The sequence below is a fragment of the Afifella sp. H1R genome (assembly GCF_021462425.1).
GTDB lineage: Bacteria > Pseudomonadota > Alphaproteobacteria > Rhizobiales > Afifellaceae > Afifella > Afifella aestuarii.
Map to the genome: position 1 here is coordinate 886681 of NZ_JAKEDY010000001.1, position 13346 is coordinate 900026.

At 61.5% G+C, this 13346-nt stretch carries 11 protein-coding genes; 1 reads left to right on the forward strand and 10 read right to left on the reverse strand.

Annotated elements, in window-relative coordinates:
* Positions 1–94 precede the first annotated feature (94 nt).
* The 5 genes from L0F51_RS04195 to L0F51_RS04215 all read right to left on the reverse strand — a co-directional run bounded on the left by L0F51_RS04195 (position 95) and on the right by L0F51_RS04215 (position 6473).
* Positions 95–1270: an alpha/beta hydrolase gene (locus tag L0F51_RS04195; protein ID WP_234628081.1), complete on the reverse strand. Its 1176-nt coding sequence runs from the start codon at positions 1268–1270 to the stop codon at positions 95–97.
* A gap of 126 nt (positions 1271–1396) precedes the next feature.
* Positions 1397–2128 carry a TetR/AcrR family transcriptional regulator gene (locus L0F51_RS04200; RefSeq protein ID WP_234628082.1) on the reverse strand — a complete coding sequence of 244 codons (732 nt, stop codon included), beginning with the start codon at positions 2126–2128 and terminating at the stop codon, positions 1397–1399.
* 20 nt (positions 2129–2148) lie between these two features.
* On the reverse strand, positions 2149–3675 hold the full coding sequence (locus L0F51_RS04205; protein ID WP_234628083.1) for an efflux transporter outer membrane subunit: 1527 nt from the start codon (positions 3673–3675) through the stop codon (positions 2149–2151).
* Positions 3676–3684: 9 nt separating this feature from the next.
* Entirely contained in the window at positions 3685–5256 is a 1572-nt protein-coding gene (locus tag L0F51_RS04210; protein WP_234628084.1) for a DHA2 family efflux MFS transporter permease subunit, read from the reverse strand.
* Positions 5253–6473: an HlyD family secretion protein gene (locus L0F51_RS04215; protein ID WP_234628085.1), complete on the reverse strand. Its 1221-nt coding sequence runs from the start codon at positions 6471–6473 to the stop codon at positions 5253–5255. The genes L0F51_RS04210 and L0F51_RS04215 overlap by 4 nt, the downstream gene beginning before the upstream one ends.
* Positions 6474–6758: 285 nt before the next feature.
* Here L0F51_RS04215 and L0F51_RS04220 point away from each other — a divergent pair, with 285 nt between their 5' ends.
* Positions 6759–7256 (forward strand): Hsp20/alpha crystallin family protein, encoded by a 498-nt coding sequence (locus L0F51_RS04220; protein WP_234628086.1) that lies wholly within the window; start codon positions 6759–6761, stop codon positions 7254–7256.
* Positions 7257–7352: 96 nt separating this feature from the next.
* On the opposite strand, the gene L0F51_RS04225 is transcribed toward L0F51_RS04220, so the two are convergent.
* The 5 genes from L0F51_RS04225 to L0F51_RS04245 form a co-directional block, all read right to left on the reverse strand.
* Complete coding sequence (locus L0F51_RS04225; protein WP_092812220.1) at positions 7353–8204, reverse strand: ABC transporter permease; 852 nt, start codon at positions 8202–8204, stop codon at positions 7353–7355.
* Positions 8205–8212: 8 nt separating this feature from the next.
* On the reverse strand, positions 8213–9499 hold the full coding sequence (locus L0F51_RS04230) for an ABC transporter permease (protein WP_234628087.1): 1287 nt from the start codon (positions 9497–9499) through the stop codon (positions 8213–8215).
* A gap of 66 nt (positions 9500–9565) precedes the next feature.
* Complete coding sequence (locus tag L0F51_RS04235; RefSeq protein WP_234628088.1) at positions 9566–10660, reverse strand: extracellular solute-binding protein; 1095 nt, start codon at positions 10658–10660, stop codon at positions 9566–9568.
* Between the two features lie 102 nt (positions 10661–10762).
* A complete protein-coding gene (locus L0F51_RS04240; protein ID WP_234628089.1) occupies positions 10763–11878 on the reverse strand; it encodes an ABC transporter ATP-binding protein in 1116 nt (371 codons plus the stop codon).
* 259 nt (positions 11879–12137) lie between these two features.
* A complete protein-coding gene (locus L0F51_RS04245) occupies positions 12138–13334 on the reverse strand; it encodes a M24 family metallopeptidase (protein WP_234628090.1) in 1197 nt (398 codons plus the stop codon).
* Positions 13335–13346 lie beyond the last annotated feature (12 nt).

The window sequence follows — 13346 nt, forward strand, 5'->3', positions numbered from 1 at the left end:
TTGTTTGGTGTGGCGCCATCCTCATGATCGAAGCCAGGATGTCAACGTAAACGGGTGCCGGGACGCCGAGGCATCTACAAGATGGGCAGTGCCCTCATTGGGAAAGCACGTCGCTCGCAATCCTGAACGGGCTTGCCACGGTGTTGCCGACGGCGTCGAAAACGAAGGCGCCGGCTTCGCCGAGCTGGCCGAAACCTCGCCGCCCGGTCGAACCCAGCCGGGCCGCAAGCGTCACGAACTGGTCGTGTCCGAGAAAGTCCGTTTTCGGGAGCTGCGAAATATCGATGATCCGCAGATTGTACTGCACCGCAAGCTGCTGGATCTCGGGGTCATCGACGTCCACACCGCCGAGCCGCGGCCGTCCGCCGCCAACACGCCTGGAAATCGCGAGTGCCCGGTCCTGCTTCGAGACGAGGATCGTCATCGGGGGATGATTGCGGCCGATGACCGCGATCTGGGTTCTGAAAACGTCGATATCGATATCCGGAGATGCAAGGATCACCTCCTCGATCCCAGAGATCACGTCACCATGCCCGGAAAGACGCAATTGCCTCAGCACCTCCATCACGAGCCAGCCGCCCATGCTGTGGCCGAAGACGGTGATATCTCCGACCTCCCGATCTCTGGCGAGATGCGTCAAAACACCGGCGAGATAATCGCGTGAATAGGTCACCGCATCCTTGTCTGCGACATATCCGGTGACAGCAGCTTCCGACGGCCAGGCAAATAGAACCGGCACGTCGTTAGGATCGGAATCGACCGTGATCTGGGCGAGGCGAAACAGCGATTCGGCAAAGCTTGTGTTGTAGCCGTGGACGAAAACGCCGACATCGTCTCGTCCGGGCGACAGCTCGCCTTTTCCATTCCGCGCTGTGATTTGCTGATAGAACTCGGCCTCTGTCAGACGCTCTTCCTTGACGGTTGCAAAGCTCCGCTTGGGATCCGCCTTGCCGTCCGGCCACTCGATTTCCGTCGGCTTATGCCCGGGCGGAACCGAGACCGTGTAACGGGCGAAATTGAGTTGAGCAGCCGGCTCGGAAGTGTAGAGCACGCTCTGCGGTCCCTTCCGCTCTCGCGTCGTGGCGGCATAGATGGTGACGAGCTGTGCGCCCGGCACGGTCGCCTGAACGGGTGTCAGAGCCGCTTCGTCGGGCAGCCCGGCGCAGGCCCCCAATAAGGAGACGACGCAGAAGACCAGAAATGCCGATAATGCTCCGGGTGTGAGCAGGACGCTACGTCCCGTCTCGTCCCCCCTGCCCCGATGCCGCATGCTCTCTTCCGAAATAAATGGAACGCGCCAGGTGCTTTTAGCGTCTAGTCCCGGCCTCCGCTATGACCTGAAGGCAACACTCTGGCGATGCGACCTTGCGCCAGTCTTATCCCGAATAGCACGATTTTATTGAGATGCGGACAGACCCCGGCTTCCTTTCAGGAATAGCTGCACCGACCGGTGCACGTCCGTGCGCATCTCGTCGGTCACCTCGGCCGGCTGAAGACCGAGCGTCGCGCGGCGGAAATACGGCTCCACCATCATCCCGAAGAACCGAGTCGCCAGCCATTCGCAATCTTCGAACGGCTCATTGTAGCGAACGCTCGCCTGCTGCAGGACATCGGCCACGAAAAGACGAAACTGCGTCCAGGCCTGCTCGTTGACCGTGCGTGCCAGCTCCGGAAAGTTCTCGCCTTCGCAGGCCATCAGGCGATGAAGACGGATGACCTCCGGCGTCATCGCACCTTCCAGGAGCCGCTCCCCAGCGCTGATCAGCGTTTCTTCGAGCCCGTCATCGCGCCGGATCGTCAACTGCATTTCCGTCAGCCGCTCACGGAGAAATTTCAGGATCACGGCCTCAAACAATGCGTCCTTGGAAGCGAAACGAGCGTAAAGCGTCCGTTTGGAACTGCCCGCGCGTGCAGCGACAGCATCCATATTGGTTTCGGCGAAGCCACGCTCGAGGAAGAGCTCGGTTGCGACCGCCACAATCCGCTCGGTGACGAGGCCGCTCGTGCCTTTGCGCGGCCGACCTCGGCGGGCAACAGCGCCTGCCTCCGCAAGTGCGCTCTCGCCACAGCCATCGACGACGCAGCAACTGCGCCTGCCATCCTCGGACTGATCTTGCTTCGGCGTCATGATCGGTTCTGCATGTTGTTTCAATTGGCCTTGGCGACAGTGGTTTCTGCCGGTTGCCGCGTCGTCGCCGGTTCCCATCCAAGCCCCAAGCTCTTCTCTAACGCAATGAACGCATTCGTTAGTTCCGCCTCGGCCTGAGCGAGGCTCTGTTCCGTCTGCAAGCGCTGGCGCTCGATATCGAGCGTATCGATCAGGCTGAGCGCGCCCGCTTCGTTCATATCTCGGGTGAGAGCCGCCGCCCGTGCCGCCGACGCGCTCGCCCGCGCCAGATAGGCAACGTTCTCCTTCCGCTTGCGGAATTGTGTGAGCGAGGATTCCGCATCCTGGAGAGCTGCAAGCACACTTTGCCGGTATTCGGCGAGCGCCGCCTCTGTCGCAGCTTCGGATTGTTGGACCTTGGCGTCGATGCGTCCGAAACTCAGAAGGTTCCACTGCAGCGTGGGGCCCCCGAGGAGACTGAGCGAGGCGGTGTCAGCGAGATCACCAGGCTGAGTTCCCCCTGCGACGGCAAGTCCGACGAGTTTGATCCGCGGGAAATACTGCGCCACGGCCTCGCCGATTGCAGCATTGGCTGAGGCGAGCTGTCGCTCCGCCTGCCGAACATCGGGCCTTCTTCGGAGCATCGATTCCGGATCGCCGACGGGCACGGACTTCGGCGGGGACGGAATCGGCCTGGGCTTCGACAGTCTTGCATCGAGCGCACCCGGCTCCAGTCCACACAGGACCGCAAGCTGGCCGAGCGCCTCCTCCACCTGCGCTTCAAGCAAGGGAATATCGGCCTGCGTGCTGGTGAGCTGCGTTTCGAGACGCGCCAGATCGAGCTTGGCAGACGTTCCCTGTTCCACCTGCTGCCTCGTCAGGTCGAACGTCTTTTGCTGCAACGAGACCGAATGGCGCACGATGCCGAGCTGCCTCTGTGCGGCGCGAAGACCGACATAGGCGCGCGCCACCTCGGCCGACAGCTGAACATAAGCGTCCGCCAGCGCAGCTTCCGCCGCCTGGGCTCTGGCCGCGGAGCGCTCGACGGCGCGTCTCCTGCCGCCGAAAATGTCGACCTCCCAGGACGCATCGAAAGCCGCGTTGTAGAGCCCAGTGCTCACATGTTCGGGAATAGTGGGCGCTGCGGCAGCGGCCTCCGGGCCGAGCGTGGCCGCTGCTGCAGCGAGTTTGTTGTTGAGACCGTCGGTGTCGCCGAGCCCCGCTCGCACCCCGCTTGCTGCTCCAAGACCAGCGGCTGTGGGCATCAGATCGGCGCGGGCACCGGCCACGCCGGCTCGTTCCTGCTTCAGCCGCGCGATCGCAAGGTCCACATTCGGGCTCTTCGACAAAGCGAGCACGATCAGCGCGTCGAGCTGTTTGTCCGACAAACTCTCCCACCAGGCGGCCGCAGGATAATAGGCCGGCGTCGTTCGGTCCGCATGCCGGAAGGAGCCGGCCAGACGCGCAAGCGGGGCCGCATCCGGCGGCCCCTGATAATCCGGGCCGACCATGCAGCCGGACAAGGCCAGCGTGCAGGCCAAAGGTGCGAACAGGCGCCAGTTCGACATGACGGCCCCTTAGTGCATCGCCACGCCCTGCCCGCGCGGCAAAGGCCGCAGGAGCAGGACGAGCGGGATGGAAACGAGAAGGATGATCCCGAAGACGAAAAACAGGTCGTTGTAGATCATCACGACGGCCTGCTGACGGATCGTCCCGAAGAGCATCTTCAAGGCCTGCAGCCGCTGATAGGCGTCATTGCCGCCAAGCTCCTGCAGGCGCTCTTGGACCTGGACGGAATTGGCGTTGACGGTCTCGCTGATCCGCTCGACGTGGAACGTAACGCGTCGGTCCTGAAGCGTGGAGATGAGAGCAAGCCCGAAAGAGCCGCCCAGGTTTCGTGCCGCATTGAAGAGCCCGGAGGCGTCGTCTGCCTTTTCGCGCACCACTGAACTCGTCGCCGCCTGATTGAGAAAGAGCAGCGCAAATCCCTGACCGACGCCGCGAAGCAGCTGCGAAAAGTAGAAATCGCCGCCGTCGGACTGGGCCGTCATCGCGGTGTCGGCGAAACAGCTCAACGCATAGATGAAAAGCCCGATCGCGATCGCCAGACGGAGGTCGAGCGTACGCACAAGGAAAGGAAAGAACGGCATGATCATCAGGGTCGGAATGCCGCTGATGAGCACGATGAGACCGGCCTGATAGGCGTTATAGTCCGGGATCTGGGCCAAAAACTGCGGGATGAGATAGAGGATGCCATAAAGTGCGGCACCCGTGACGAGGCTCATCAGAAAGACACTGCCGAAGCTCCGCTCAAACAGGATCGACAGGTCGATGACGGGCTCGGCCGCCCTTCTCTGCCCGATGATGAGCAGGACGAGCCCGACGAACGAAGCGAAGCTGAGGCCCACGATCAGCTCCGACTGGAACCAGAGCTCGCGCTGCCCCTCCTCCAAAACCGTGGTCAGACACCCAAGAAACAGCGCCAGCCCGAGAATACCGAACCAGTCGGCCTTGAAGAACGCCCGAAGATGCGCCTTCGCCGGCGGCATGCCGACGACAAGCAGAAGGACGAGCCCGAGCCCCACCGGCAGGTTGAGGAAAAAGGCATAGTGCCAACTGACATGCTCCGTCAGATAGCCGCCGATGAGCGGTCCGAGGATCGGCCCGAGCACGATCGTCAGACCAAAGAGTGCAATCCCGATCGGTTGCTTGTCCGGTGGCAGTCGCGTCGAGACGATGGTGAGCGCCGTCGGTATCATCGCACCGCCGGTAAATCCCTGCCCCACACGGCCGATGATCATCATCGTCAGCGACGAAGAGAGACCACAAAGGACCGAGAAAACGACGAAAAAGATCGTCATGAGCAGGAGAAACGTGCGCAGCGTCAGGACACGCACGAACCAGCCCGTCAGCGGGATCATGACGATCTCGGCGACGAGATAGGCGGTGGAGATCCAGGTGCCTTCGGTGCCGCTCGCACCGATCTCCCCCTGGATCACCGGCAAAGCCGCATTGACGATGGAAATATCGAGCGTCGCCATCAACGCGCCAATCGTGCCGGCAGCAACTGCCAGCCAGGCCGCAGCATCGGCTCGCGGCTCGCTTGAGGCGGGTGCGCCAGCGTCCGCTGTGGCCTCGGCCGAGCTCACTGCGCCGCCTCTTCCGAGCGCCGTCCCTCTTTCTGCATCTCTTCGTATTCGTCGCGAGCGCCGCGCGTATCGACTTCGACCGTGACCGAGAGGCCGGGAACGAGGACCTTGCTCGCGGCGGGTCCTGGATCGACCGCGATACGAACCGGCACACGCTGCACGATCTTGGTGAAATTGCCGGTGGCGTTCTCCGGTGGGATCAGAGCGAATTGCGCACCGGTCGCGGGCGAAAAGCTCTCCACATGCCCGTGCAGCTCTTCGGCGGTCAGTGCATCGACCGTGATCGTCGCTGGCTGGCCGACACGCATCAGCTCGATCTGTGTCTCTTTGAAATTCGCTTCCAGATAAAGCTGATCGACTGGCACGATCGTCATCAGCCGCGTTCCGGGCTGGACGAGCTGCCCGACATTCACCGTCTTGTCGCCGACCCGCCCCGAGATCGGGCTCTTGATCAGCGTATTCGCCAGCTGATTGTTGGCATCCGTCAGCTGAGCCTGAGCCTGGTGGACGGCGGCCCGCGCCTGGAGGATTTGGGCGTCGGCCGTATTGGTCGCTTCATGCGCAGAGGCGAGAGAGGCGGAAGCGACCTTCACCTGCGCTTCGGCCTGGTCGCGCTGGTTGATCAACTGCGACAACCGCTCTTCCGGCTGCGCCCCGGTCTTCACGAGAGGTGCGTAGCGCTCCACCTGGCTTTGCGCAAAAGCCTCGTTCACCTTCGCCTGAGCGAGCTGGGCTTCCGCCTGCTGGACAGCCACCCTGGATCGTCCCGCCTCGGCTTTCGCCTTCGCAAGATCCGCCCGAGCCGCCTGCAGGCCGGCACTGGCACGTGCCACGCCGGCAAGATAATCCTCGTCATTGATCTTCACGAGCACATCGCCAGCCTCGACGCTGGCATTGGCCTTGACCATGACGTCCTCGACATAGCCGCCGACCTTCGGCGCAATCGTGACCTGATCCGCCTGCAAATAGGCGTCGTTCGTGCTCTCGATGAAGCGGCCGACCGTCCAATAGTGCCACAGCCACCAGCCGCCGCCGACAAGCAACGCAATGCCAGAGACCACAAGGAAAACCCGCGTCCAGGGCTTCTTCAGGGGCGATCGTCCGGCATCTTCCTCCGAAGAAGCGTGCGCCCCCTCCGTATGCCCTTTCTCCTCGCCGTCTTGATGGTCCGCTAGAGACCGTTGGCCGTCGTCAGCGTTGGACGCTTGCTCGCTCATCAACACACCGAAAAAGAAAGGTACCTTCCGGTGCATTTATCTGTGCGTGTGGTGGGAGACAAGCCCGCTCTCCGCCCCTTACCCGAAAGACCAAGTCGCGAAGAGCGACGAGACCACGTCCGCGTGTGCAGAAACCCGGCAACCGGCCGATGCACAGGTGTCAACGGAGCTCGCGCGGAGGCTTGAACGGCAGGATTCGCAACGCCACATAATGGGCGTGATGACGTGGCCGACACTGGTCACCCAGTTGTCCGGCGTCGGCCTTTTTTATCAGGAGGTGACGTCATGGATTTCAGATCGATGATTCCATTTGGTCGCCAGACCGCGCTGACCCGCGGGCCTGAGACCGATCCTTTTCTCGCCATGCGGCGCGAAATGGACCGCCTCTTCGACGACTTCACGCGCGACTGGAGCGCTCCGGCCAATCCGGCCGCGGGCGGCTTTCTGTCGCCAAAGGTGGATGTTGCCGAAACCGAGACGGGCCTCGAGCTTACCGCCGAACTTCCAGGTATCGACGAGAAGGATATCGAACTCGACCTTACCGACGGCGTGCTGACGCTGAAGGCGGAAAACAAGGTCGAGCGAGAGGAAAAAGACGAGAAGAAACAGTATCATCTCGTCGAGCGCTCCTACGGCACGTTCATGCGCCGTTTCGCTCTTCCGTTTGAGCCGAAAGCCGACGAAGTGACGGCGAGCTTCGACAAGGGCGTTCTCAAGGTGACGGTCCCTCGCGCCAAGGAGCTGGAGGCCAAGGGACGCAAGATCACGGTCAACGGCCACTGACAAAGGTTGCGCGGCGGCAGATGAACAATCGCTGCCGGCAAACATCTGCGGAGGCGCTTCGGCGCCTCCTTTTTTGTGATCGGCTCAGCCGGATCCCTAACCCGGGCTCATGCCGCGCTGACGTTCGGAGCGCCGGCGCAGCAATTCCATCGATGAGAGAAGCAGGATCGAGATCGCGACCAGGATCGTCGCGAGCGCCAGGATCGTTGGCGAAATCTCTTCTCTGAGCCCCGAAAACATCCGCACCGTCATCGTCACCTGCTCCGGCCCGGCGAGGAACAGGACGACCACGACCTCGTCCAGTGAGGTGATGAAGGCGAAGAGCGCGCCCGCGACGACGCCCGGGAGAAGCAGCGGCAGAATCACCTTGAAGAAGGTGGTGACCTGGTTGGCGCCAAGGCTCTGTGCCGCTCGGATGAGCTGCTGATCGAAGCCCGAGAGAGACGCGGTCACCGTGATCACGACGAAGGGGGTGCCCAGGACCACATGCGCCATGATGATCGAGAAATACGAATTGGCGAGATCGAGCCGGGCATAGAAGGAAAACAGCGCCGCTGCCGTGATGATCAGCGGCACGATCATCGGAGAAATCAAAACGGCCGTGATGAAGCCCTTGGCCGGCATATTGGGGCGCGAAAGGCCGAGCGCGGCAAGCGTGCCGAGCGTTGTCGAGATGATCGTCGCCGATATCGCGATGAAGAAAGAATTGCCAATGGCGCGCATCCACTCACGGCTGGAGAGAAGCTCCTCGTACCAGCGCAGCGAATAGCCGTCAGGGTCGAAGGAGAGCATCTCCTTGGTGAAAGTGAAATAGGGCTGCGCGTTGAAGGACAGCGGCACGATCACCACGATCGGCACGATCAGAAAGATAAAGATCGCCGCACAGATGACGCGGTAGCTGTAATACCAGGTGCGCTCAAGCGGTCCGGCATAGGTAGGAAGGGCCATGGCTTACCTCACCCGAACTTCAGCCGGTCGACACCGACAAGCTTGTTGAAGAGCCAGTAGAAGAAGAGAACCAGCACGAGGAGGATCGTCGCGAGCGCCGAAGCCAGTTTCAGCTGCGCGCTCGTTCCCTGCATGTTGGAGGCGATCAAATTCGAGATGAAGATACCGCTTTCGCCGCCGACGAGCGCCGGGGTGATGTAGTAGCCGATCGCCAGGATGAAGACGAGGAGAACACCCGCCGCAAGCCCGGGAATGGTGAGCGGCATGTAGACCTTCACGAAGGCGGTAAACTGATTGGCGCCAAGCGAGCGCGCCGCCCGCATGTAGGACGGCGGGATCGTCTTCATCACCGAATAGAGCGGTAGGATCATGAACGGCAGCAGGATGTGCGTCATCGCGATGATCGTACCCAACTGGTTGTAGATCATGCGGATACGACCGTTGTCGTTGATGATTCCGGCCCATACGAGCAGGTCGTTGACCACCCCCTCCTGCTGCAGGAGCACCATCCAGGCCGAAGTCCGCACGAGAAGCGATGTCCAGAAGGGCAAAAGCACCAGGATCATCAAGAGGTTCGATGTTCTGAGCGGCAGCGTCGCCAGGAGATGTGCGACAGGGTAGCCGAGAAGCAGGCAGGCGCCGGTGATGACGATGCTCATCCAGGCGGTGCGGATGAAGAGCAGACGGTAGACCTGATAGATCTCAGGCCGCTCCACGATCTCGCCGCGCGGCGTGTATTCGAAATCGAGTGCCAGAAGATAATAGGCCGGCGTGATGAGGCGCGTCTCGCGCTTGATGAGTCGCCAGAATTCGAGATCGGACCAGTCCTCGTCTTCCTCCAGAAAGGCCTCGCGGTAGGGTGGCTGCATCTCGTCGACATGACGCGCCGTCCCCATCACCAGGCTGCGCGCGCCCGGAATCTCGCGATTGATCCGCCCCGCCGCGCGTCCGATCGTGCGATTTTCGAGACCGACTTCCATATCGGCCGCCATCGCCGCGAAAACCTCTTCGGGCGGAAGCTCTTCCCCATCCCAGGAGGAGATCGCAGACGACGTCTCAGGCAGGTAATTGGCGACTTCGGGATTGTAGACCGACCGCACGATCATCCCGACGATCGGGATCGTGAAGGTGATGAAGAGGAAGGCAAGGAGTGGAACGACAAGATAGAAGGCCCGCCGCTTGGCCCGTCTTTGCGACTTTCGCAACGAGATTTTAAGCGGTGTCCCGTCGACGGTCGTCAACGCTCCGCTGTCGTCTCGCTCCGGCACGTAGCCGTCTGCCGCTATATCCGCCATATCCTGCGCTCCACCTTCATGCCCGGCGCAGCGAACCGCGCCGGACGTTTTTCCGGCCAGGTCCGCTTACTGCGCGAGCCAGGCGTTGAAGCGCTCTTCGAGCTGGTCGCCGTAATCGGCCCAGAAGGAGGTGTCGAACTGCACCGCCGTCTCGAAGTTTTCCGGCGTCGTCGGCATATGCGGCTTCATGTCGATGTCGGTGCCGTCCATCTTCCCGACGAGTGGCACAGACGACTTCCGCGCCGGAGCGTAGGCAATGTATTTCGCCTGGTCCGCAAGCCGCTGCGTATCGGTGGCGAAATAGAGATAGTCCTTGATCAGCTTCAGATCATTTTCGCTCTGATCGACGGGAACGACCCAGCCGTCGACCTCGAACATCTGGTGGTCCCACATGATCTTGAAGGGCTGGTCCTCGTTCACCTGCGCATTGAAGATGCGGCCGTTATAGGCGGTGGCGATGACGGCTTCCTGGTCGGCGAGCATCTGCGGCGACTGCGCGCCTTCCGACCACCAGATCACGTTGTCCTTGATCTCGTCGAGCTTGGCGAAGGCGCGGTCCTGTCCTTCGCGCGTCGCGAGCACCTCGTAGACCTCGTCCGCAGGCACACCGTCGGCGATGAGAGCCCATTCAAGGTTTTTCTGAGGGATCTTCTGTAAGGACCGAGTACCTGGGAATTTTTCGAGATCCCAGACATCTGCCACCGTCTTGGGGCCGCCATCCGGAAACGCTTCCTCGTTATACGCGAACATGGTCGCGTAAAGGATCTGCGGGATGAAGCAGTCACCGAGCGTGCCGTCGATGAAATCCTCTGTAGGTTTGGCTCCATCGGGGCTTGGGGCAAGCCACTCGTCGTGCGGGACCTCCATGATGAGCCCCTCGTCGCAGGCGCGCTGCGCATCCGCCTGCAGCATGTCGACGAGATCCCAGGTGACGTTTCCGGCCTCGACCTGCGAGCGGATGCCCGCCAGTGCATTTGCCGATTTGTCCTCACGCAGGATCTGCGTGCCGGTCTTCTCGCTGTAGGGTTCGTGATAGGCCTTTTCCTGCGACATCGTATAGGCGCCGCCCCAGGATACGATCGTCAGGCTGTCACCTTCTGCGGCCAAGGCCATGCTTGGCACGATCGCCACTGCGGCCATAAGGGATAGGGTTCGCTTCATTCGGACTGACCTCCGTTGTTGTTGGTCCCCGTTTGGGAGCTTTATGCCGGCATTTTTCGTGTCCCGCCGGTCGGGAAATAGGCGCCGGCTACGGGCGCTTTGTCAGGCGTCGAGTGCCCGACAATCTTCAATCGTCCAGCCGAGTCGCGCGGCCTGGCCACGCTGAAGGCTCGGATGCCCGGCCGCATTCGGGATCTTGACGATGAAATCATCATGGCCTGCCACGGCAAGCCGGGTGCGGATGTGATCGCCAAGATAGATCACTTCCTGCACAGTGCCTTCCAGGACGTTGGGCGTTGCCCCTTCGTCCGGGTTGATGAGCACGCGCTCGGGACGCAGCGACAAGGTCGTGCGGTCCCCGCCATTGAGATTGACCGGAAGCGCGCGCACATCTTCGCCCGTATCGAGCTTCACCCGCACTTCCTGCTCGCTGACGCGCTCCACGATACGCCCCGAAAAGCGATTGTTCTCGCCGATAAACTGGGCGACGAAGGCGTTGTCGGGCGCCTCGTAGAGAACTTCAGGCGTCGACAATTGCTGGATGATGCCGTCGTTGAACACCGCAACGCGGTCCGACATGGTCAGCGCTTCCGTCTGATCATGCGTCACATAGACGACCGTCACCCCGAGATTGTCGTGGATGTGCTTGATCTCGAACTGCATCTGCTCGCGCAGCTGCTTGTCGAGAGCGCCGAGCGGTTCGTCCATCAGGACGAGATCCGGCTCGAAGACGAGCGCACGCGCCACGGCGACACGCTGCTGCTGTCCGCCCGAAAGCTGCGCCGGCCGCCTGTCGCCGAATTGCGGCAGCTCGACCATCTCCAGCGCCCGCTTCACGCGTTCTTCCGTGTCGCTTTTCGAGACACCGCGCACCTTCAGCGGAAACGCCAGATTTTCCGACACGGTCATGTGCGGAAACAGCGCGTAATTCTGGAACACCATCCCGATACCGCGCTTGTGCGGCGGCACGTTGTCGATGCGCTGATCGTGCAGATAGATCGCGCCGTGGGTGGTGGATTCGAAACCTGCCAGCATCATGAGGCAGGTGGTTTTCCCGGACCCGGACGGCCCAAGCATGGTCAGGAATTCGCCGCGCTCAATCTCGAGGTTCAGATTTTTGATGACGAGCGTTTCGCCATCATAGCTCTTCTGAACGTCCTCGAAGCGCACATAGGCGCGATCTTCGGCGCCTTCGGCGACGCCGTTCTCGTCCTGCATGAATGCCTTTCTGCCACACTGTCGAGGGCTCCCGAGCGAAGCCCCGACGCTGCTGCTGTTCAACCCATTGTCTTTTTTGGACGGCTTAAGCCGTCTTTGATCCACCACCGAGCGTCTGCCGCCGGCGAAGGACTTCGTCTCTATTTCGTCACTTTTCCAAGAAATGGCGCCAAAAGCAAGCCGCAGCGCACAGAACCGCCGCGACTTTGGGATAATTGCCGTTCTCGACGAGCGCCATAAACGGCGCCAAACCCTTGAACTACTTGACGACTAGCTCGCGCGAGAAAGTGCAGAACTGCTCCACACCCGATTGGGTGATCCGGATGGGTTCGGAAATCTCGATACCCCAATCGTCGAGCCAGAGCCCCGGCATGAAGTGAATCGTCATATTGGGTTGAAGCACCGTTTCGTCGCCCGCCCGCAACGACAACGTCCGCTCGCCCCAGTCCGGCGGATAGTTCAGACCAAACGAGTAGCCACACCGGGATTCCTTGAAGATACCGTGGCGCGCAATGACCCCGCTCCACGCGGCATAGACATCATGCGCCGTTGCACCCGGTCGCGCGGCCTCAAGCGCCGCCTCGATACCTTCGTCGACGATTTTTGCCGCATCGAGCATCTTCTGCGGCGGCGTTCCGAGATAGACGGTTCGGCTCATCGGGGCATGGTAGCGATGCCGGACGCCAGCGATCTCGACTGTCGTTCCGGTCTGGGCGAGAAACGGCTCGTCCCGCCAAGTGATATGAGGGCAGGATGTGCCAACCCCGCTCGGCATCAACGGCATGATGGCGGGATAATCGCCGCCATATCCCCCCTCGCCCGGTATGCCACGGACTCCCGTCTCGAGAATGGCGGCCGCCACCTCGCTTTGCGGAACACCGACATCGATCAGGTCGACGGCCTTCTGCATGATACGCTCGGTGATGCGAGCCGCCTGCCGGATCAGCGCGATTTCGGCATCCGACTTCACGCATCGCAACCAATTCACCAGAACGCCGGCATCGGCGAAGACCGCGTCGGGCAACTCCTGAACGAGCACGGACTGAGCCCGTGCCGTGAAATAGTAGGAATCAGCCTCGACACCGATTCTGCCCGAGCCGAGCCCCCGTTCGGCGATCGTACTGGCCAGCACCTGCATCGGATGCCGCGTCAGCGACTGCACATATTCGTCGGCATAACCGATGACGTTTTCTTCCGGGAGAATCGTCGTCAGATGCGCGCCGTTCACATCCTGATTGCGGCCCACCCACAAAGGCTGTTCGAGGGCCTGCGCGACGATCACAGCCTGATGCACATAAAACGACCAGCCATCATAGCCGGTCAGATAGTTCATGTTCGCCGGATCACAGACGATGAGAACGTCCAGGCCGGCCGCGTCCATCGCCCGTTTCGTGTTGACAAGCCTCTGGGCAAATTCGTCCTCGCTGAACGGAGTGTTGTTCTTGCCAAACTCCATACCGGCTCTCCC